The 20233-nt window shown below is 74.3% G+C and carries 15 protein-coding genes; 8 read left to right on the top strand and 7 right to left on the bottom strand.

What is annotated here, in order from left to right:
• Positions 1-39: 39 nt before the first annotated feature.
• Positions 40-1344 (bottom strand): hemolysin family protein, encoded by a 1305-nt coding sequence (locus HWY08_RS07235; RefSeq protein WP_176064183.1) that lies wholly within the window; start codon positions 1342-1344, stop codon positions 40-42.
• An 86-nt stretch (positions 1345-1430) separates the two neighbouring features.
• Between HWY08_RS07235 and HWY08_RS07230 the strand changes: the two genes are divergently transcribed.
• Genes HWY08_RS07230 through HWY08_RS07210 form a run of 5 tightly spaced genes read left to right on the top strand, consistent with a single transcriptional unit; the run spans position 1431 to position 4792 of the window.
• Entirely contained in the window at positions 1431-2711 is a 1281-nt protein-coding gene (locus HWY08_RS07230; RefSeq protein ID WP_176064182.1) for a calcium:cation antiporter family protein, read from the top strand.
• A gap of 42 nt (positions 2712-2753) precedes the next feature.
• Entirely contained in the window at positions 2754-3017 is a 264-nt protein-coding gene (purS, locus tag HWY08_RS07225) for a phosphoribosylformylglycinamidine synthase subunit PurS (RefSeq protein WP_176064181.1), read from the top strand.
• Positions 3014-3679 (top strand): phosphoribosylformylglycinamidine synthase subunit PurQ, encoded by a 666-nt coding sequence (purQ, locus tag HWY08_RS07220; RefSeq protein ID WP_176064180.1) that lies wholly within the window; start codon positions 3014-3016, stop codon positions 3677-3679. Before purS ends, purQ begins: the two co-directional genes overlap by 4 nt.
• Positions 3680-3686: 7 nt before the next feature.
• The gene (locus HWY08_RS07215) at positions 3687-4319 is read left to right on the top strand and encodes an alpha/beta hydrolase (protein ID WP_176064179.1); all 633 of its coding nucleotides are present in this window, start codon (positions 3687-3689) and stop codon (positions 4317-4319) included.
• The gene (locus HWY08_RS07210) at positions 4316-4792 is read left to right on the top strand and encodes a hypothetical protein (protein WP_176064178.1); all 477 of its coding nucleotides are present in this window, start codon (positions 4316-4318) and stop codon (positions 4790-4792) included. The genes HWY08_RS07215 and HWY08_RS07210 overlap by 4 nt, the downstream gene beginning before the upstream one ends.
• Before the next feature lie 94 nt (positions 4793-4886).
• On the opposite strand, the gene HWY08_RS07205 is transcribed toward HWY08_RS07210, so the two are convergent.
• From HWY08_RS07205 to HWY08_RS07190, 4 genes are all read right to left on the bottom strand, one after another.
• Positions 4887-5903, bottom strand: coding sequence for an Ig-like domain-containing protein (locus HWY08_RS07205; protein ID WP_176064177.1), 1017 nt, complete (start codon positions 5901-5903; stop codon positions 4887-4889).
• A gap of 85 nt (positions 5904-5988) precedes the next feature.
• Positions 5989-11784: a choice-of-anchor D domain-containing protein gene (locus HWY08_RS07200; RefSeq protein WP_176064176.1), complete on the bottom strand. Its 5796-nt coding sequence runs from the start codon at positions 11782-11784 to the stop codon at positions 5989-5991.
• 442 nt (positions 11785-12226) lie between these two features.
• Positions 12227-13552, bottom strand: a complete 1326-nt coding sequence (locus HWY08_RS07195; RefSeq protein WP_176064175.1) for a TldD/PmbA family protein — start codon at positions 13550-13552, stop codon at positions 12227-12229.
• The gene (locus tag HWY08_RS07190) at positions 13545-14972 is read right to left on the bottom strand and encodes a TldD/PmbA family protein (RefSeq protein ID WP_176064174.1); all 1428 of its coding nucleotides are present in this window, start codon (positions 14970-14972) and stop codon (positions 13545-13547) included. The genes HWY08_RS07195 and HWY08_RS07190 overlap by 8 nt, the downstream gene beginning before the upstream one ends.
• Before the next feature lie 63 nt (positions 14973-15035).
• Between HWY08_RS07190 and HWY08_RS07185 the strand changes: the two genes are divergently transcribed.
• Positions 15036-15833 carry an alpha/beta fold hydrolase gene (locus HWY08_RS07185; RefSeq protein ID WP_176064173.1) on the top strand — a complete coding sequence of 266 codons (798 nt, stop codon included), beginning with the start codon at positions 15036-15038 and terminating at the stop codon, positions 15831-15833.
• Between the two features lie 401 nt (positions 15834-16234).
• Positions 16235-17110, top strand: coding sequence for a DUF7151 family protein (locus HWY08_RS07180; protein ID WP_176064172.1), 876 nt, complete (start codon positions 16235-16237; stop codon positions 17108-17110).
• Positions 17111-17179: 69 nt separating this feature from the next.
• Here the strand turns inward: HWY08_RS07180 and HWY08_RS07175 are convergent, their stop codons facing one another.
• Complete coding sequence (locus HWY08_RS07175) at positions 17180-17995, bottom strand: hypothetical protein (protein WP_176064171.1); 816 nt, start codon at positions 17993-17995, stop codon at positions 17180-17182.
• Positions 17996-18055: 60 nt separating this feature from the next.
• Positions 18056-18772: a hypothetical protein gene (locus tag HWY08_RS07170; RefSeq protein ID WP_176064170.1), complete on the bottom strand. Its 717-nt coding sequence runs from the start codon at positions 18770-18772 to the stop codon at positions 18056-18058.
• Positions 18773-18917: 145 nt separating this feature from the next.
• On the opposite strand from HWY08_RS07170, the gene serS reads away from it, so the two are divergent.
• Positions 18918-20225 (top strand): serine--tRNA ligase, encoded by a 1308-nt coding sequence (gene serS / locus HWY08_RS07165; protein WP_176064462.1) that lies wholly within the window; start codon positions 18918-18920, stop codon positions 20223-20225.
• Positions 20226-20233: the final 8 nt, after the last annotated feature.

The raw sequence follows: 20233 nt of genomic DNA, 5'->3' as shown, positions 1-20233 counted from the left end.
CGCGGCCGCCCGGCGCGGATGGAGACCCCGCGCCCGGCGTCAGCGCGACCGCGCGGGCGCCGGCTCGCCCTGCCGCTTCACGCGCGCGGCGCGCACCTTGAGCACGCGCCGGGGGGTGGCCTCGCTCACCGTGAACAGCCACCCGCGCTGGAAGAAGCGGTCGCCGGCGGTGGGGATGGCGCCCGCCAGCGCATTCAGGAACCCGGCCACCGTCTCGTACTGGGCGTCCTCGGGGAGCGCGCCGCCGGCCAGGCGGTTGAACTCCGAGACCGGCACGTCGCCGCGCACGGTGTAGGTGCCGTCGGCGTGCGCCTCGACGCCCTTGCCCTGCTCCACCTCGAACTCGTCGCCGATCTCCCCGACGATCTCCTCGAGCACGTCCTCGAGCGTGCAGATGCCCATCACCCCGCCGTACTCGTCCACCACCACCGCCATGTGGATGTGGCGCTTCTGCATCTCGCGCAGGAGCTGGTCCACCGGCTTCGACCAGGGCACGAAGTGCGGCGGCCGCACCAGGTCGCGCAGCACGATGAGCTCCGGGTGCTCCATGAGCGGGACCAGGTCGCGCGCGTGCAGCGTGCCGACGATCTGGTCGAGGCTCTCGCGGTAGACCGGCAGGCGCGAGTGGCCCTCCTCGGCGAGCAGGCGCAGGAGCTCCTTCACCGGCGTCTCGACGTCGAGGGCCACCACCTCGGTGCGCGGCACCATCACGTCGCGCGCGACCTTGTCGCGGAACTCGAACACCGCCTGGATGAGCTCGCTCGTCGCCTGGTCGGAAGGCGTGCCGCGCGAGCGCGCCCACTCCGAGAGCACCCGCTCCATCTCCTCCAGCGGCGGCTGCGGCAGGGCGAAGGCGCCGGGCCGCCCCGCCAGCGGGCGGGCCAGGGCGCGCGCGCCGCGGGCGAGCGGCGAGACGGCGCGGACCAGCGCCCGCGCCGGCCGCGCCAGCCCGAGCCCCACCGCCTCGCCGTGCGCGGCGCCGACCGCTCGCGCCGCGGCGGAGAAGACGATGGAGAGGAACGCGCCCAGGGCGAGCGCCAGCGCCGCCCCGGCCGCGGGCGCCGGCGGCACCGCCCGCCACCCGGCGAGCGCGGCCGCGGCGCCGGCGGCGAGCGCGAGGAGGGCGTCGACCGCGCGGACGAGCGCCGCGGTGGCCTCGCGGTCCTCGAGCAGCGCCGCCAGGGCGCGCGCCCGCCGCGAGCCGCCCCCCTCCTGCGCCAGCGCCTGCGCGCGGGGGAGGCCCACCGCCACCAGCGCCGCCTCGAGCGCGGCCGCCACCGCCCGCGCGAGGAGCAGCGCGAGGGCGGCCGCCGCGGCCAGGGCGAGATCCTGCTCCGGTGCCATCGCGGCGAGGCTAGCACGGCGGCGCCCGATCGTCCGGCGCGCGCGGCGCCGTTGCCGGGCCGCGGCGCGCGTGCTACGCCGCCGCGATGGCCCCCTCCCCGCGCGCCTCCACCGGGTCCCTCCTCGCCGGGCTCGCGATCTTCGCGGCGGCCGCCACCTGGCTCGTCCGCGTCTTCCCGCTCACGCCCACCCCCACCGCGGCGCTCTGCTTCGGGGCCGTGATCGCGGCGGCGCTCCTCATCTCCTGGGGCGCCGAGGCGGCGCAGTTCTTCGTCTCGCAGGGGCTGGCGGTGGCGTTCATCGCGCTCCTGCAGGTGGTGCCGGAGTTCATGGTGGAGGCGGTCATCGCCTGGCAGGCGGGGCGCGACGGGCGGGTCGACCTGGTCTTCGCGAACGCCTCGGGCTCGAACCGCCTCCTCACCGGCTTCGGCTGGCCGCTCATCTTCTTCGTCACCGACTTCTTCCACCGCCGCAAGCACGGGCGGCCGCTCGACGCGCTGCGGCTCCGGCCCGAGCACGTGATCGAGGTGGTGGCGCTCCTCGCCGCCTCGAGCTGGTACCTGGTCGTGCTGTGGCGCGGGCACCTCACCCTGCTCGACTCGGCGGTGCTGGGCGGCGCCTTCGTCCTCTACCTGTTCGTGCTCTCCCGGATGCCGTCCGAGGAGGAGGAGGAGAAGGAGGAGCTGCTCGCCCCGCCCCGGCTGCTGGTCGAGCTGCGCCCGCGGCTGCTCCGCGGCGCGGCGCTGCTCGGGCTGTTCGCGCTGGGCGGGGTGGTGATGTGGGGGGTGGCCCACCCCTTCCTCGAGTCCATGAAGGAGGTGGCGGTGGCGCTGGGCGTCTCCCAGTTCGCCTTCGTGCAGTGGGTGGCGCCCTTCCTGACCGAGTTCCCGGAGAAGGTGACGGCGGTCTACTGGTCGCGCACGGTCAAGCTCGCGCCCATGGCGCTCCTCAACATGGTGAGCTCGACGGTGAACCAGTACACGGCGCTGGTGGCCATGATCCCCATCGCCTACTCCCTGTCGGTGGGGGCGCCGGCCGCCATCCCCATGGACCCGCTCCACCGGACCGAGATCTTCCTGTCGTTCGCCACCACCCTCTACGGCGTGGCCTGCCTCGCGAAGCTCTACTTCACGCGGGTGAACGCGGTCATCATGCTGGCGCTCTTCGCGCTGCAGTTCTTCTACGAGGGGCCCATCGACGTGCCGCACCTCGGGCCGGCGCACGGGGGCTTCGACCTGCCGCCCATCGAGTCGCACCTGCTCGTGGCCTGGGCCTACGTGGCGCTGGCGGTGGCCGAGGTGGCGCGCCACGGCCGCCAGCTGCGGCTGGGCGCGGCGCTGCGCGAGGCCGTGGCCGCCATGCGCTGAGGGCAGCGGCTCGCGCCGGGACGATCTGTTATATAGCCGGCCATGGCGAAGACGGTCCGGGTCTACGTGACGCTGAAGCGGGGCGTGCTCGATCCGCAGGGTTCGGCGGTCGGGCGGGCGCTCAGGACGCTCGGCTACGGCGAGGTGCAGGGCGTGCGCCTCGGCAAGTACATCGAGCTCGAGCTGGCGGACGGCGAGAGCGACGCCGGCGGGCGGAAGCGGCTCGACGAGATGTGCCGGCGGCTGCTCGCCAACACCGTCATCGAGGACTACCGCTTCGACGACGCGCCGGCGGTGAAGGCATGAAGATCGGCGTCGTCAGCTTCCCCGGCTCGAACTGCGACCACGACCTGTACCACGTGGTGAAGCACGTCTGCGGGGCCGACGCGCAGTACGTGTGGCACAAGGACCGGCTGCCGGCCGGGCTCGACGCGGTCATGCTCCCGGGCGGCTTCAGCTACGGCGACTACCTGCGCTGCGGCGCGCTGGCGCGCTTCTCGCCGGTCATGGAGGACGTCGTCGGCTACGCCCGGGGCGGCGGCCCGGTGGTGGGCATCTGCAACGGCTTCCAGATCCTGTGCGAGGCCGGCCTCCTCCCCGGGGCGCTGCTCCGCAACGCCTCGCTCCACTTCGTCTGCCAGGACGTGCTCATCGAGGTGCAGGGCGCCGAGACGCCCTTCACCGCCGGCCTGCGCGGCGAGCGGCTGCGCGTGCCGGTCGCGCACGGCGACGGCAACTTCTTCGCGGACGACGCCACCCTCGACCGGCTGGAGGGCGAGGGCCAGGTGGTGTTCCGCTACGTGGGCGGCGCGCCCAACGGCTCCGCCCGCGACATCGCCGGGGTCGCGGCCGGCCCGCGCATGAACGTGGTCGGGCTCATGCCCCACCCCGAGCGCGCGAGCGAGGCCATCCTGGGCAGCGCCGACGGCAAGAAGCTCTTCGAGAGCCTCCTCGGCGCGGCGGGGTAGCGCGCCGGTGCAGGTCGACCTCCTCGGACCCGCCGGGCGGCTGGAGGCGCTGTACGAGGCGCCCGCGGCCCCGCGCTTCGCGGCGGTGGTCTGCCACCCGCACCCGCGCCACGGCGGCACCCTCCACAACCACGCCACCTACCGGCTGGCGCGCGCCGTGCGCGAGCAGGGCGGCGCCACGCTGCGCTTCAACTTCCGCGGCGTCGGCCGCTCCGCCGGTCAGTACGACCAGGGCCGCGGCGAGGCGGACGACGTGCGCGCCGCGCTGGCGTGGCTCGCGGCGGAGCACCCCGGGCTGCCCCGCTGGGCGGCCGGCTTCTCGTTCGGCGCCTGGATGGCGCTCGAGGCGGGCTGCGCCGTCCCGGCGGTGCCGGGCGTGCTGTGCCTAGGCCTCGCGCTCTCGCTGCGCGAGGGGGTCGCCGAGCGCGCCCGGGGCTGCGCGAAGCCGGTGGCGGTGGTGCAGGCCGAGCGCGACGAGTTCGCGCTCCCGGCCGAGGTCGAGCGCGCCCTGGAGGGCGCGGCCGCCCCGCGCCGGCTCACGGTGGTGGAGGGCGCGACCCACCTCTTCACCGAGGCGCTCCCGGCGCTGGAGCGCGCCGCGGGCGAGGCGATGGCGTGGCTCCTGGAGGCGGCGCCGTGACCCAGCTCGGTCCGGCGCAGGTGGCGCTCTTCCTCGCGCAGCAGGGCGAGGAGCTGGTCCGCATCTGGCGGCTCGCCCGCGCCACGGCGCGGCCGGAGGTGTTCCCGGGCCTCCTCGACGGGGTGGTGGCGGAGTTCTTCGCGCGCGCCGGCGAGCTCCTGGCGCGCGGCGCGCCGGCGGCGGAGGTGTGGCGCGGGCTCGGCGGCGTGGTGCGCTGGCCCACGACGGTGGACGCCGCGGAGCTCGACGCGGAGTGGGTGCTGGTGGAGCAGGTGCTCGCCGCCACCTGCGAGTCGGTGAACGCGGCGCCGGAGGTGAGCGGGTGGCTGCTCGACGCGGTCGGCGGCTGCCGCCTCGGCCTGCGGGAGCTCTGGAAGCCGGGCGCGGCGCCGGAGGCGATCGTGACGGCGCTCGTCTTCTCGAGCGTCGCCCCGCCGCCGTCGCGGCACGGCGAGGACGACACCGTCAGCTGAAGGGCGGCGGGGCGAGGGCGGCAGCCCTCTCGAAGACGCCCCCCCCTCTCCCCCACCGAGGGAGAGGGGGCCGCACCGCGAGGCGAGGCGGTGGCTACCGCGCCGCCGTCACGCTGAGCGTGAAGCTCGCGCCGCTCGAGGTGCTCTCGCCGTCCACCTCGACGAACAGCTCGCCCGCCGCGGTGGCGACCGCGGTGCAGAAGTCGTCCACCTTGCCGGAGGCGTAGGAGCTGCACGCGGTCGTGTAGTGGTACGCGTCGGAGTAGACGTCGAGGTCGGCGTCGTCGCTGAGCCCCGAGATGCGGACCACGTACGAGGCGCCGGGGGTGAGCCCGGTCACGCGGTAGTCCTTCTCGCCCCGATCCACGGTGCCGGCGGCGGGGAGCTGAGCCGGGAACGCCAGGTCGGCGTGCGTCAGCGGGGCGGCGGGGCCCGTCTCGACCTGGAAGCTCGCGCCGTCCTCGGTCCAGGAGCCGTCCACCGCCAGGTAGAGCTCCCCGGCGGCGCTCGCCGGCGCGGTGCAGGACTCGGGGACGGTGCCCGCGGTCTGGGACGCGCACGCCAGGGCGCCCTCGGAGAGGCTCGCGTCCGAGTACACCTCCAGGTCCACGTCGTCGTCGAGCTTCGTCAGCGCCGCCAGGTAGAACGCGCCCGGCGTGAGGCCGGTCACCCGGTAGAGGGCGCGGGTGGTGTCCACGCTGCCGGTGCGGGGCAGGTCGGTGCCCAGGGCGAGCGAGGTCATCACCCGCGACACGAGCTCGGCGGTCGCGCTGACCCCGCTCGCGTGGGTGGCGGTGATGGTGGCGCTGCCCTTCCCGACCGCGGTCACGACGCCGGCGTCGCTCACGGTGGCGATGGCGGCGTCGGACGACCGCCACTGGAGGCCGCTCGCGACGGCGGCGACGCGCCCGTCCGAGTAGCGGCCGGTGGCGGTGAGCTGCTGGGAGCCGCCCACCGCCAGGTAGGCGGGGCCGGGCGCGAGGGCCAGCGACTGCAGCTTGGCGCTCGGGGTGCTGGAGCTCTGGCAGCCCGCCGCCAGGATGAGCGCGAGGCCCAGCGCGGCGCGGCGACCCTTCGTCTTCACGGCGATCTCGTCGATTCGGGTGGTCATGTGCTCTCCTCGAAGACCTGTGGCCCGGCCGCGCTGCTGCCCGCGCACCTGCTGCGGGCAGCAGCGTCCTCGCCGGGGCTGCCGCCTACTGCCCGGACCCCGTCAGCGTCACCGACTGCGAAACCGCCGGCGCCGAGACGCGCACGTTGAGCGTCGCGGTCCGCGAGCCGACGCGCGTCGGCGTGAACGTGACCGAGATGGTGCAGCTCGCGCCGGCGGCCACGCTCGTCCCGCAGCTGTTCGTCTGGGCGAAGCTGCCGGGGTTGTTGCCGCCGAGCGTGATGCCGCGGATGCCGAGCGGCGCCGTGCCGGTGTTGGCCAGGGTCACCGTCTGCGCCGCGCTGGTCGTCCCCACCGTCTGCTTGGCGAAGGTGAGGGCCGTCGGGGTGAGGGTGTAGGTCGGGACCAGGATGGTGCCGGTCAGGCTGACCGTCTGCGAGGTCGCCGGGGCGGCCACGTTGACGGTGAGCGTCGCCGACTTGGTGAGCACGCCGCCGTAGGTGGTGGGCGTGAACGTCACGTCGATGGTGCAGCTCGCCCCGGCCGCCAGGCTCGGGCCGCAGGTGCTGGTCCGGGCGAACTGGCTCGGGTCGGTCCCGCCGAGCGCCGTGCCGTTCAGGGTGAGCGGCGAGGTGCCGGTGTTCGTGACCGTGACCGTCTGCGCGGCCGAGGTGACGTTCATCGCGCTCGTGAAGGCGAGCGAGGTGGGCGCCACCGCGGCGACCGGGACGCCGCCCGTCCCGCTCAGCGCCACGGTCGCCGGGCCGGCCGGGTCGGAGGTGACCACCGAGAGCGTGGCCGTGGAGGGCCCGACCGCCGCCGGCGTGAAGCGCACGCCGAGGGTGCAGGAGCGGCCGGCCGACAGGCTCGCCGCGCAGTTGTTCGTCACCGCGTAGTCGGCGGCGTTCGCCCCGCTGACCCCGACGCTGGTGATGGCCAGCGCGGTCGTGCCGGTGTTGATGAGCGTCACCGAGCGCGAGGCGCTGGTCGTGCCGACGAGCTGGGTGCCGAAGGCGAGCACCGACGGGGAGAGGCTGATGGCGGTGCCCATGCCGTTCACCGCGGCGGTGAGGGTCGGGTTCACCGGGTCGGAGCTGGTCACGGTCACGGTGCCGGACCGGGTGCCGGTCGCGGTGGGCGTGAAGGTGACGGTGATGGCGCAGCTCGCGCCGGCCGCCACGGTGGCGCAGCTGCTCGTCTGGCTGAAGTCACCGCTGGCGGTGATGCCGCTCACCGTGAGCGGGGCCGTGCCGGTGTTGGACAGCGTGAGCGTCTGGGGCGCGCTGGGCGTGTTCAGGGTCTGGGCGGCGAACGTGAGCGGGTTCGGCGCCAGCCCGGCCACCGGCGCGACGTCCGTGCCGGTGAGGGCCACCGCCTGGGCGGGGATGGGGTTCACCCCGTCCGTGCCGGTGATGACCAGGGAGGCCGCCTTCGCGCCGGACGTGGCCGGGGCGAACGCCACGGCGACGGTGCAGCTTCCGCCGGCGGCGAGGGTGGTGCCGCAGCTGCTGCTCACCACCTGGAACTCGGCCGCGTTGCCGCCGGAGAGGCCGGCGGCCAGGGACGCCACCGGGGCCGTCCCGCCGTTCGTGAGCGTCACCGTCTGCGCCGCGCCGGCCGCCGGCGGGTTCGTCACGAGCTGGTTCACGAAGGCGAGCGCGTTCGGGTTCACCGTGAGGAGCGGGGCGATGCCCGTGCCGTCGAGGGTCACCGTGACCACCGGCGTGATGGGGTCGTCCGTGCTCACCGTGAGGCGGGCCCCCCGCGCCGCGAGGGCCGACGGCCTGAAGGTCACGCTGACGGTGCAGGCCGCGCCGGCGGCGAGGGTGGCGGGCGCCACCGGGCAGGTGCTGGTCTGCGCGAAGTCGCCCGGGTTCGTGCCGGCGAGCGCCAGGCCGGTCACGGTGAGCGGCAGGGTGCCGGTGTTGGTGAGCGTGACGGCCTGGGCGGCGCTGGTCACGTTCACGAGCTGGTTGCCGAAGGAGAGCGTCAGCGGCGAGACGCTCGCCACCGGGGCGACGCCGTTGCCGGTGAGCGCCACCGACAGCGGGACGACGCTCGCCGAGGTCAGGATCTCGAGGGTGGCGGCGCGCGCGCCGAGCGCGGCCGGCTTGAAGACCAGGTCGACCGTGCAGCTGGCGCCGGCGCCGAGGCTCGGGCCGCACGTGCTCGTCGACGCGATGGCGAAGTCGGCGGCCTGGGCGCCCACCACCGAGATGGCGAGCGAGGTGATGCCGCCGGCGGTGAGCGTCACGCTGCGCGCCGCGCTGGCGGTGCCGACCCGCTGGTCGCCGAACGCGACGGCGTCGGGGCTGACCGTGACCAGCGCCACCGTCCCGAGCTGGGCGACGTTGGACCAGTTGGAGGTGGCCGGGAAGGTCTGCCCCGGCAGCGCCGGGCTCGTCAGCACCTTCTCACCCCGCACGCGGTAGTAGTAGACCTGCCCGCCCACCAGGGCGTTGGCGTCGGTCGCGCTGGCGGGACCGGGCTGCACGGTCGGCGCCGCCGCCGAGAAGGTCACCAGGTCGTTCGCGAAGGTCGGGTCGGTCGAGCGCTGGACGGTGAACGTCATCGCGCTCTTCGACTCGTCCCGCCAGACGAGCACCGGCTGGTCGGTCGGCAGCGGCTGCGACACGACCAGGCTCGACGGCACCTCGGGCGCGGTCACCAGCACCTCGGAGCGCATCATGTCCTCCTCCTCGTGCCCGAGGAGGTGGCAGTGCCAGATGTACTCCTGGCCGAAGTTCACGAGCTGGTTCGTGATCTGGATGGGGTTGTTGTTCACGTCCACGCCCGTGAACTGCGACGCGGTGCCGAGCGGGCGATCGACGTCGAGCGGCCGGATCTTGTCGGGCAGCGGCCAGGGCAGGTTCTGCTTCACCGGCTTGAGGGCGATGAGGACGTCCTCGAGCGGGTTCATGCGGACGACCTCCTTCCACCCGAGCTCGTTCGCGTCCGGGGCGCGGATCTGGCCGTCCCAGCCGACGCGGTTCAGGACCTGCGCGTTGAAGAGGTGGAAGTGGATGGTGTGGGTGTCGACGCCGTTGTGCGTGATCTTCCAGATCTGCGGCACGCCGTCGGTGAGGAACTCGGTCGTCGGGTCGAAGTTCGCGAACGGGATGGTGGTCTGGTTGAGCCAGTTCGTGTTCGGGATCTCCACGCCGAGGAGCGAGTTCATCCGGCCCTGGTCGGTCGTGAAGAGCTCGTGCAGCGCCTTGTTCGCGAACGGGATGGTGACCGGCTGCGACTGCCCGATGGGCGTGAAGGTGAGGCTCAGCGCCTGGATGGGCAGGTAGGTGTTCGCGAACGGCGTCGCCGGGTTGTAGACCTGGTTGTAGACCGCCTCCGGCACGATGGGCGGCGGCTGCGAGCCGGCGAAGGCCTGGTTGAGCGCCGTCGTGATGGCCGCCAGATCGACCGGCGGCTGCGAGGCGGAGGCGGCGGCGCGCACCTTGATCTGCATGACGGTGCGGTTGTTCGGGCCGTAGCCGGGGAGCGGGCTCGGCGCGCCGCCGACGGTGGTCTGGTCGGGCGCGCCCGTGTACAGGTCCTGGCGCGGGTCACCGGCCGGCACCGGCGCGGGCGAGTCGTTGTAGAGGATGAGCGTCTTCCCGGCGTAGGCGGAGAAGTCCACCACCACGTCGGCGCGCTCGGCCGGGCCCATGAAGAGCGCCTTGGTCGAGACGTTCAGCACCACGATGTTGCGCTTGTTGAGCTCGTAGTTGACGGGCAGCGGCGGGATGACGGCCGGCGCCGGGAGCAGCCCCGCCTCGCTGCCGATCTGGATCCACTTCGGGCCGACGGTGGCCGGGTCCGGCACGCCGCCCTGGCGGGCGTCGACCGGCCAGTCGCGCGGCCAGCAGGTGGCGGGGCCGAGGTCCGGGCCGTTGGGCGAGCCGGTCACGTCGCTGAGCGGCGCGCTTCCGCTGCAGAGCGGCGGCACGCTGCTGGACGAGTGCGGCACCGCGTCCACCATCTTCACCTCGGTGCCGCTCGCGTCGGCGACGAACAGGCTGAGGTTGAAGTTGCGCTCGTTGGCGGCGTTCAGGATCTGGAAGCGGTAGGCGGCCGGGTCGACGGTGAGCGTCGGGTAGGCGGTGCCGTTCACCACCGGCGTGTCGAGGAACGACTCGGGCACCATCGAGGGCGAGGGCGTGCTCGGGCACTCGGTGTCGCCGTTCGGGTTCGTGAGCGGGTCCACCGCCAGCGCGCTGCGGCACGGGATGGTGAGCGGCCGGTTCACGACCTGGCCATCCCAGGTGACGCCGGTGAGGGAGGTCTGCATGGGCCAGAACCACGGGCCGTAGTCCCAGCGTCCCATGGGGTTCGTGCTGGAGAGGTCGGGGTTCCCCGGCCACTGGTTCGGCGTGTAGACGTGCGGGTACCAGAGGCCGTCCTCGCCGCTCCACAGCGCCGGGTCCCAGGTCGGGTCCTGCTGCGCGAGCTGCGCGGCGGGCGGGACGAAGGTCTTGTCCTGGAGGACGAGCGGGATGACGTGGTCGAGGTCGGGCGAGGTCGCCGTCGTCACCGCGGACGCCGGGTCGAAGAACTTGGTGCCCAGGGTGCCCGGCACGGTGGCCGCCGCCAGCCGGTCCTCGTCGTCCGGCTTCACGAGCAGGTAACCCGCCGCCTCGCCGGCGTAGACGCCGAGCCGGGTGATGCCGTACGCGTGGTCGTGGAAGAACATGAGCCGGCCGCTCTGCTGGTTCGTCCAGTAGAAGGTGAGCCGGCCGTCGCCCGGGTCGTTGGTGGCGCCAGGGACGGCGCAGGAGACCTGGCCGGAGCAGGCGGCGAGCGGATTGCCGTTCACGTCGAACCACATGTCCGGCACGAACTCCACGTTGACGCCGCGCTTGTGGGTGGTGGTGTTCTCGCCCACCGGCGTCGTCCACTGGTGCTGCGTGCCGTCGCTGATCCACGGGGAGTTGCCGCCGTGCAGGTGGACGGTGGCGCGGTTCTGCGTGTAGGGCGTCCCGTCCGGCCCGAGGTCGGTGCCGGAGAGCGTCTTGTCCACCGGGATGAAGAAGTCGCCCGCCGCGCCGACGCCGAGCTCGTTCGTGAACTTCACGCGCACCGGGCGGTCCGTCCGGGCCACGATGAACGGGCCCAGGTAGAAGTTCTTGCTGGCGTAGGGATCGCTGGTGTTCTTCTGGTAGTAGCCGCGGACCTTGGTCTTGTTCGGCAGGTCGCGGTGGAACTGGTACCGGTAGTCCTGGAGGCCGATCTCGTAGTAGTCGGCGCCGGGGAAGGTGCTGGTGTCAGGCATCGCGATCGGCAGGCAGTTGCCGAGGTCGTTCGGCCCGGTCACGCTGCAGAAGCCCGGCAGCGTGTCGACGAACTTCTGGATGCCGGTGCCGGGCACGACGGGCCCGGTGCAGGTCTCGGCGGACGGGAAGAGGTTCGGCCCGATGAGGAAAGGCGGCTGGTAGCCCGGGCAGTCCGCGTCCTTCTGGCAGGTCACGCCCGGCGAGTTGGAGCACGTGGCGGTCGGGTACTTGCTGGTCGCGTAGTTGGGCGAGGCGTAGAGGTCGTAGGGCGGGAGCGCGGGAGCCAGGGTCGCCGCCCGGCTCGCCGTGCCCGCCGCCCGCAGGCGGGAGGCGCCGGCCTTGGGCGCGGCCTTCGGGGCGAGCTTCGGCGCCGCCGCGGGCGCGACGGCCGCGTTCGCCTTCTTGCGCTGCAGCGCGCGCAGCGCGGCGCCGGCGCGGTCGGCCTGCGTCGTCCGGCGCATGAGCGTCATGGTCGAGCCGTCGCCCTTGGGCGAGGGGACCACCGAGGGCTGCGCCGAGGACGCCTGCGCCCTCGCGGTCAGCGGGAGAGCGACGCACCCCGCGGCCAGCAGCGCCGCGAGGCCCTTCCAGTGGATTCCGAGCCGGTTGAACATGTCTGCGTCCCCGTGGACTGCGTTCGAGCCGCGCCATTCCCTCGCCCAGGGTCTCGATAGACCCATTTGGGCACCCACACGTACGAACTTGCGCTACCTCGAGGCTCACCTCGGCGGCAGGGCAAGGGGGCGTGTGTTGGGGAATATTTTGGGTAGGGGACGGTAGGCGCATGTCCCGCTCTCAACGTACAGGCGGGCAAATTCCAGGGGAATCTGCCTCCCGGACGGGAGAAACTACCTTTCGGGACGCGGGGCTAGCGCTTACGGTTGACCGTGGTCAAAGACTGGTCGTGGAGTTAACCAGTCATTTACGCCCCTTTTGATCCCTGACGGACCGTGACGGCCCCCTCCCTTCGAGGGGGTAGAACTTCCGTTTACGCAGCGCGTCGCGACGCCGTCGGCGAGCGCCGACGGAGGCGGACAGCCGGAGCGCGGGCGGCGGTCAGGTGCCGGCGACCTGCACGCCCTCGAAGACGAGGGTGGGGGTCCGCGCGGCGGACCAGGGGTAGGGGTCGTTTCCGACTCCCGCGAGGTGCGGCCAGAGCTCGAGGTGGTTGCCGGAGAGGTTCATCTCGCCCACCGGCTCGGCCAGCTGGCCGCCGCGGACGCGGAAGCCCTGCGCGCCGAGCGAGAAGTCACCGGTGGTGGAGTTCGAGTTCCCGCCGAGGAAGCCGGTGACGAGGAGCCCCTCGCCCAGCTCGGCGAGGAGCCGGTCCTGACCGTGCTCGCCCAGCTTCCACGCCAGGTTCGACATGCCGCGGCTGGTGGGCGCCATCCCGAGCTTCCGGCCGTAGTAGTTGTCGACGAAGTAGCTCCGGAGCGCGCCCGCCTCGAAGAGCGGGAAGCGGCGGGCGGCGATCCCCTCCGAGTCCCACAGGCGCGAGCCGAGCCCGCGCGGCACGAGCGGATCGTCGGCGAGCTCGAGCCGGGCGCTCCCGATCTGCGCGCCGAGCTTTCCGTCGAGGAAGCTGCGCTTCTGCTGCAGCGCCGCCGCGGTCATGGGCCCGAGCAGGAAGCCGAGCAGCCGCGCCGCGGAGCGGTTCTCGACCGCCACGGTGAAGCGACCCGACTCGCCCTTGCGGGAGCCGATGCGCGCGAGCGCGCGCTCCGCGGCGGCGCGGCCCACCCGCTCCGGCGCCGGCAGCGCGCGGAAGTGGCGACCGCCGGCGGCGTCCCAGTCCTCCGGGCGGCGGCCGTCGGGGTCCTTCACCGAGACCTGCGCCGAGAGGCCGAAGTCGGTCACGCGCCGCGCGCCGCTGAAGCCGTTGGAGTGGACGCGCGCGCTCTCGCCCAGCGTGTCGCCGAAGCCGGTGGTGACGGAGAGGATGGCCTCGGCGCCCTTCACCGCCCGCGCCGACTCCTCCAGCGCCCGCGCCAGGTCCACCCGGCGCGCGGCGTCGAGCTCGCCGTAGCGCGGGTCCTCGAGGTCGAGCGCCAGCGTCGAGCGGCCCTCGTACAGCCGGGGATCCGGCAGCGCGCGGTAGGGGTCGGGGGTGAGCGTGCGGGTGAGCGCGATCGCGTCCGCGACGAACTGCTCCACCGCCTCCGGCCGGAGGTCCGCGGTGGAGACCGCGCTGTAGCGGCCGTCCACGTACAGCTCGAGGCCGAGCCCGCGGGTGGTGGCCTCGGTCACCTTCTCGAGCTGCCCGTCGCGCCACTGCACCTCGACCGAGCGCACGCGGTAGGCGCCGCCGGCCGCCTCGCGCGCGCCCTTCCGGAGCGCCAGCGCCACCGTCTCCTCGGCCACCTTCAGGAGGTCGCTAGCCATTCCCGCGCCCCCCCACGGTGAGCGAGGCCACCCGCACCGTCGGCAGCCCCTGCGAGACCGGCACGCTCTGCCCGTCCTTGCCGCAGGTCCAGCCGCCCTCGTCGATGGCGAGGTCGTCCGAGACCATGTCCACCTGCTCCAGCACCTTGGGGCCGTTGCCGATGATGTTCACGTCCTTGATCGGCCGCGTCAGCTTGCCGTCCTCGATGAGCCAGCCGTTCTTCACGTAGAAGGTGAAGTCGCCGGCCCCGATGTTCACTTGCCCATTGGTGAAGTTCTCGCAGTAGATGCCCTTCTTCACGCTCTGGATGATCTCCTCCCGCTTGTGCGGGCCGGGCAGCATGTAGGTCGAGCGCATGCGGGGCAAGGGCGGATAGGCGTAGCCCTGGCGGCGGCCGTTGCCGGTGGGGGCGACGCCGTAGTGCTTGGCGCTGATCGCGTCGTGGAGGTAGGTGGCGAGCACGCCGTCCTCGACGAGCCGGGTGGTCCCCGCCGCGTTCCCCTCGTCGTCCACGTTGATGGCGCCGCGGGCGCCCTCGTTGGCGGCGTCGTCGACGATGTTCACGAACGGCTTCGCGATGGCCTTGCCGATCTTGTCCGCGTAGATGGAGACGTTCTTGCGGTTGAAGTCGGCCTCCATGCCGTGGCCGATCGCCTCGTGGAGCAGGATGCCCGAGGAGCCGGCGGCGAGCACCACCGGCAGCTCGCCGGCCGGCGCCGGCCCCGCCTCGAACAGGATGGCGGTGCGCGCCACCGCCTCGCGCACCACCCGGTCCACCCGGTCGGGCGCGTAGAAGTCGAAGCCGGCCCGGCCGGCCACGTTGTAGCCGCCCTGCTCGCGCCGCCCGCCCTGCTCCGCCAGGCACGAGACGTAGAGCAGCGTCATGGGCTGCAGGTCCTCGACGAGCCGCCCGTCGCTGGTGGCGACCAGCACCGCGCCCGCCTCGTCGCGGAAGTGGACGCTCACCTTCTTCACCCGCGGGTCGGCGGCGAAGACGCGCGCGTTCACCCCCTCGAGGAGCGGCAGCTTCGCCTCGGGCCGCACCTCCTCCCAGGGCGTCTGCAGGCGGTAGCGGTCCGGCAGGCGCGACGGGACGTGGAAGCGCTGCGGCGCCGGGCGGGCCGGGCCGCTGGCGATGGCGGCCGCGGTTTCGGCGCAGGCGCGGAGCGCCGCGGGCGAGAGGTCCTCGGTGTAGCCGTAGCCGGTCTGGTCGCCCTTCACCACCCGCACGCCGACGCCCAGCTCGACGGTGGTGTAGGCGCGGTTCACCGCCCCGTCCTCGAGCGCCAGGTCGTTCGAGACGCGGTGCTGGAAGAAGACGTCGGCGAAGTCGCCGCCGCGGGACAGCGCCGCCGAGAGCGCGTCGGCGACCAGCGCCTCGGTCACCCCGAAGCGGGCGAAGTAACGGATCGAGCTCATGTCCCGGAGGAGGTAACACGGCCGGCGCGGACGCGCCGCTCCGCGGCTGCTAAGCTCCCGCCCATGCCCAACTTCCACGTCGGCGACGCCACCCTCCACTACCGCGAGGCGGGCTCCGGGAACGACGTCGTGCTGCTCCTCCACGCCTTCCCGCTCCACTCCAGGATGTGGGAGCCGCAGCTGGCGGCGCTGGCGGCGCGCTTCCGCGTGCTCGCGTTCGACGACCGCGGCCTCGGCCGGAGCGGCGGCGCGGCGGGGCCGACCACCATGGCGCGCATCGCGCAGGACGCGCTGGCGCTGCTCCGGCAGCTCGGGATCCGCAAGGTGGCGGTGGCCGGGCTGTCGATGGGCGGCTACGCCGCGCTCGAGCTCTACCGCCAGGCGCCGGGCATCTTCCGCGCGCTCGCGCTGTGCGCCACCAAGGCGACGCCCGACACCCAGGCGCAGAAGGACGCGCGCGAGCAGTACGCTCGGAACGCGCTCGCGAAGGGGCTCGGCTGGGTCGCGGACGACTTCGGGCCGAAGCTGCTGCGGCCCGACCCGGACCCGGCGCTGCTGGCCAGGGTGAAGGGGCTCATCCAGGGCGGCACGCCCGAGGGGGTGGCGGCGGCGGCGCGCGGGCTGGCGCTGCGGCAGGACTCGGTGCCGACCCTGCCGCTCATCACCTGCCCCACCCTGGTCATCGCGGGCGAGGAGGATCAGGTGATCCCGTTCGGCGAGGCGCAGCGGATGGCGACGCACGTGCCGGGGGCGCGGCTCCTGCGCATCCCCGCCACCGGGCACCTCGTCAACCTCGAGAACCCGACCGCCTTCAGCGCGGCGCTGTCGGGGTTCTTCGCAGCGCTGCCGCCCGAGGCCTGACCTCGCGGCGGTAAGCCTTACCGATCGGCGCCTGTAATTCCGACAAGCGGGCGGGCGCCCTCGCGCCGTCCCGCGCGGCGGTGCGCTGGTCTCGGCTCGCGCCGGCGCGCGGGCCGGCGCGGCGCATTTCTCCGCGTCCTGCCTGCGCGTTGCGCGCGGCCACGCCCGCGCGCCCCGCCGGCGGGGCGCGTCTCTCGGGGAGGACGCCTCCCCGCGCCCGCGCGTCACGCGGTCGTGGGCCAGCCGAGCGGCGCGGCGGTTGCTGTGGGCTCCCTCCACACAGTCGACTCGTCCCGCCGCGGACGAGCGGTCCCACGCCGGTGAGCGACGCGGGCCTCCGCTCTCCCGCGCGGGCCGTTGAGGCGGCGCCCCGTTCACCGGCGCCGCGAAAGGTGGCGCTCGTGCTGACGCAGCGGTGGTGGAGCCTGGCCCTGGCGACGTGCGTGATCGCTTGCGGGGACAAGGGAGACCGAGGGGCGAGCGCGCTCGTCTCGACCTCGCCCGAGGCGGCGGGGGTTCACTGTACGTACGGCGGCACGGCGGTGTCGACCGGCGTGGACCGGAACGGGAACGGCGTGCTCGACGCCTCCGAGGTCACCGCCACCACCTACGTCTGCAACGGCGCCCCCGGCGGGACGGTGGGCGCGCAGACGGTCACGGGGGCGACGGGAGCGACGGGAGCGACCGGGGCGACGGGGGAAACTGGGCCGACCGGCGCCACCGGGGCGACGGGCGCGCAGGGCCCCGCGGGAGCGAACGCGATCATCTCCGTGGTCACGCTGCCGCCCGGCTCGGAGAGCTGCCCCGCCGGCGGCCTCGAGATCACCGCCTTCACCGACCTCGACGGGAACGGCGTCTGGAACGGCGAAGAGCCGCGGTCGGTGACGACCACCTGCTTCCAGCCGAGCCGCGTCTACCTCGCCACCGCCGCGCCCTCCGGCGGCACCCCGCCGGACGGCTGCGAGCACGGCGGCGTGGAGCTCCAGAGCTTCCTCGACGTGAACGGCGACGGCAAGCTCGACGGCGACGAGGTGGTCGACTCCACTCAGTGGATCTGCAACGCCTCGCCGGGCCACGACGGCGGCGGGGACGGCGACCACGCGGACGGCGGCCACGGCGGCGACCAGGGCGACCACCAGCACGGGGATGGCGGACACGGAGAGCACGGCCAGGGCGGCGACCCGCACGGCGACGGCGGGCACGGTGACCACGGCCAGGGTGACGACCCGCACGGAGACGGCGGCCAGGGCGACGACGGCCACGGGCACCACGGCTGAGGCCGTCGCCCCGCCACCTCCGGCGCGGGAAGCGCGGATGCGCCTACCGCGGCGCGGTAGGGCGGCCCCTCACGCGTCCTCTTCGGCCGCGACGGCCTCGGTCAGCGCCGCCGCCACCGTGGCCAGCACGCGCTCGGCTTCGGCGCGCGTCGCGGCGCCGAAGCTCGCGTCCTCCTCCGCCACGAGGTCGAGCGCCTCGGACACGTAGGCCGCCAGCGCCGGCTGGGTGGTCTCGAGGGTCGCCGGTTCGGGGTGCGTCGCGCGCAGGGTCTGGAACGGCACCGTGTCCACCCGGTCGCCGAACGCCACGTCGAACATGGCCCACGCCTCGAAGGCGAGGTCGTGCACCGCCAGCGCCGCCGCCTCGGGCAGGGTGAGGGCGTCGAGCCAGGCGGTGACGTTGGGCTGCGCGCCGTCGAAGCGGTCGCGCAGCCGCTGCCGCTCGCGGTCGGTGAGCGCGTCGAGGTGCTTCCATACGGCGTCCACGAGCGCGGGCGGGAGGACCGTGCCCGGCGACGCGCCGCGCTCCGGGAGCGCCGCGGCGGGCGGGGCGAGGGGCGGCGGCGCCTCGGGCTCCTCGCGCGAGATGGAGAGCCCGCGCGCGAGCCGGTCCCACAGCGCGAACAGGTTGCCGTAGAGGCGCCGCGCGTCCTCGGGCGAGGCGAAGCGCGGCTCGTCCTCGAAGAGCCCCGGGATGACGTCGGCGCGCTCGTGCCCGAGCCGCTGCGCCTCGCGAAAGCGCTCGGCCACCGCGTCCGCGTCGTGGGGCGAGCCCGCGCGCGCGAGGAGGGCCGAGAGCTCCTCGGGGCCCTCGTAGACGGCCGGCAACCCGCCGGCGCGCCCGCTCGGGCCCGCGCCGCGCACCTGTCTCGTTCGACGGACCATGCTGTCTTCTACCTTGCGCGCGGGGCGGCGGGGGCGCCCGGGTGGAGTGGAGCCCGGGACCTACGGGCTGTCGGAGAACCAGTCCTCCGCCTCCGGACCCGCCACGCCGGGCGCGGGCGCGGCCGGCGCGCCGCCGGGCGGCGGAGCGTGGGGCGGCTCGATCTCGTCCGGCGGGCCCATCGGCGCCGGGCCCTGCGAAGGCACCCCGGGCGGGGCGGGCGTGTAGGAGGGCGGCGGGCGCGGCGGGTAGCCGCGGGGGCCGGGCGGCGCGGCGGCGCGCGGGCCGGCGGCGGCGCCGGCGGTGGGGCCCGCGCCGGGCGGCGGGCGCGAAGGGGGCCGCGCGAGGAAGAGCGCCGCGCGCGCCTTGCGGGCGGGGGTGGCGCCGCGGGTCACCTCGCCGAGGAGCTCCCCGTCGAGCTGCGCCAGCTTCGCGCGCACCTCGGCGAGGCGCTGCACCGCGCCGTCCACCTGGGCCGCCTGGCTCCCCTCCCCGCGCGCGGCGGCGCGCAGCGTGCGCAGGCTCTCCTGGAGCTGCCGCTGCAGTGGAGCGCGCTTCTCGTCGTGCTTCGCGAGCGTGTCGCGGAGCTTCAGCGCCCCGGCCTCGTCGAGATCGAGCGCCTCGGCGAGCCCGAGCGCGCGGGTGAGCCGCTGGCGCTTCACCTGCTCGGCGCGGTCGGCGATGTCGCCGGCGCCGGCGGGTGGCGGCCGCGGCGGCGCGGCAAGCGCGAGCGCCGGCAAGAGGAGCGCGGCGGCGAGGGTGAGGGAGCGCGTGGGCATGGAGGTCGTCCTTCGCTGTGGGCCGGTCCTGCCGGGCGGAGACGGTCCGCCGTGCTGGCGCGAGCGCTCCCGCGACGAGAACGCTTGCCCGGCGGTCCCCGAGAGCATAATCGTCTGCGACTTCGGCGACGAGGACGGTGACGACATGCTGGACCTGAAGGCGGTGGCGGCGGACCCGGAGGACTTCCAGCGGCGGCTCGGGCGGCGCAGCCCGGAGGCGGCGCAGCTCCTCGAGCCGGTGAAGGCGCTGGCGGCGCGGCGGCGCGAGCTCAACGTGGCGCTGGAGGGCCAGAAGAAGGCGCAGTCGGCGGCGAACGCCAAGGTCGGCCAGCTCATGCGCACCGACAAGGCGGCCGGCGAGGCGGCGCGCGCCGAGGCGCGGGCGCTCGGCGACGCGGTGAAGGCGAACGAGGAGCAGCTCCGGTCGGTGGAGGGCGAGATCGAGGCGCTCCTGCTGGTGGTGCCGAACCCGCCCGCGGCGAGCGTGCCGGACGGGAAGGACGAGCACGACAACCAGGAGGTCCGGCGCTGGGGCGAGAAGCCGCGCTTCGACTTCCAGCCGAAGCCGCACTGGGAGCTGGGCGAGGCGCTGGGCGTCCTCGAGTGGCAGCAGGCGGCGAAGCTGTCGGGCTCGCGCTTCACCGTCTACAAGGGCGCGGCGGCGCGCCTGGAGCGCGCCATCGCCAGCTTCTTCCTCGACGTGCACGCGTCGCGCGGCTACACCGAGATCCTGCCGCCCTACCTCGTGACGCGGGAGACGATGACCGGCACCGGTCAGCTCCCCAAGTTCGAGGAGGACCTGTTCAAGACGCAGGGCGCGGACCCGCTCTACCTCATCCCCACCGCCGAGGTGCCGGTCACGAACCTGCACCGCGACGAGATCCTGCCCGGCGAGCAGCTCCCCGTCTCTTACTGTGCGTGGACCCCCTGCTTCCGGGCCGAGGCGGGCTCGGCCGGCAAGGACACCCGCGGCCTCATCCGGCAGCACCAGTTCCACAAGGTGGAGCTGGTGAAGATCGCGAAGCCGGAGGCGAGCGACGCGGAGCAGGAGAAGATGCTCGACGACGCGAGCGAGGTGCTGCGGCGGCTCGGCCTCCACCACCGGGTGGTGCTGCTCTGCGCCGGCGACATGGGGTTCAGCGCCGCGAAGACCTACGACATCGAGGTGTGGTGCCCGGGGCAGGACGCGTTCCGGGAGATCAGCTCGGTGTCGAACTGCGAGGACTTCCAGGCCCGGCGGATGCGGCTCCGCTACCGAGACGAGAAGGGGAAGCCCCGGCTCGCGCACACCCTGAACGGCTCGGGGGTGGCGGTGGGGCGGACGGTGGTGGCGATCTTCGAGCAGTACCAGCAGGCGGATGGGAGCGTGCTGGTGCCCGAGGCGCTCCGGCCGTACATGGGCGGCGTGGAGCGGATCGAGAAGCAGGAGTTCCCGCGCGGCGTCGAGCGGTAGAGAGCGGC

The organism is Anaeromyxobacter diazotrophicus (assembly GCF_013340205.1).
Classification (GTDB): Bacteria; Myxococcota; Myxococcia; order Myxococcales; family Anaeromyxobacteraceae; genus Anaeromyxobacter_A; species Anaeromyxobacter_A diazotrophicus.
The sequence above is the reverse complement of the archived record's forward strand: the minus strand, read 5'-3'. Positions and strand labels throughout refer to the sequence as shown.

What these genes read in the sequence shown, in the direction of transcription:
- HWY08_RS07235 (WP_176064183.1), bottom strand. Translation starts at nt 1,344, where the DNA reads ATGGCACCGGAGCAGGATCTCGCCCTGGCCGCGGCGGCCGCCCTCGCG.
- HWY08_RS07230 (WP_176064182.1), top strand. Translation starts at nt 1,431, where the DNA reads ATGGCCCCCTCCCCGCGCGCCTCCACCGGGTCCCTCCTCGCCGGGCTC.
- purS (WP_176064181.1), top strand. Translation starts at nt 2,754, where the DNA reads ATGGCGAAGACGGTCCGGGTCTACGTGACGCTGAAGCGGGGCGTGCTC.
- purQ (WP_176064180.1), top strand. Translation starts at nt 3,014, where the DNA reads ATGAAGATCGGCGTCGTCAGCTTCCCCGGCTCGAACTGCGACCACGAC.
- HWY08_RS07205 (WP_176064177.1), bottom strand. Translation starts at nt 5,903, where the DNA reads ATGACCACCCGAATCGACGAGATCGCCGTGAAGACGAAGGGTCGCCGC.
- HWY08_RS07200 (WP_176064176.1), bottom strand. Translation starts at nt 11,784, where the DNA reads ATGTTCAACCGGCTCGGAATCCACTGGAAGGGCCTCGCGGCGCTGCTG.
- HWY08_RS07195 (WP_176064175.1), bottom strand. Translation starts at nt 13,552, where the DNA reads ATGGCTAGCGACCTCCTGAAGGTGGCCGAGGAGACGGTGGCGCTGGCG.
- HWY08_RS07190 (WP_176064174.1), bottom strand. Translation starts at nt 14,972, where the DNA reads ATGAGCTCGATCCGTTACTTCGCCCGCTTCGGGGTGACCGAGGCGCTG.
- HWY08_RS07185 (WP_176064173.1), top strand. Translation starts at nt 15,036, where the DNA reads ATGCCCAACTTCCACGTCGGCGACGCCACCCTCCACTACCGCGAGGCG.
- HWY08_RS07175 (WP_176064171.1), bottom strand. Translation starts at nt 17,995, where the DNA reads ATGGTCCGTCGAACGAGACAGGTGCGCGGCGCGGGCCCGAGCGGGCGC.
- HWY08_RS07170 (WP_176064170.1), bottom strand. Translation starts at nt 18,772, where the DNA reads ATGCCCACGCGCTCCCTCACCCTCGCCGCCGCGCTCCTCTTGCCGGCG.
- serS (WP_176064462.1), top strand. Translation starts at nt 18,918, where the DNA reads ATGCTGGACCTGAAGGCGGTGGCGGCGGACCCGGAGGACTTCCAGCGG.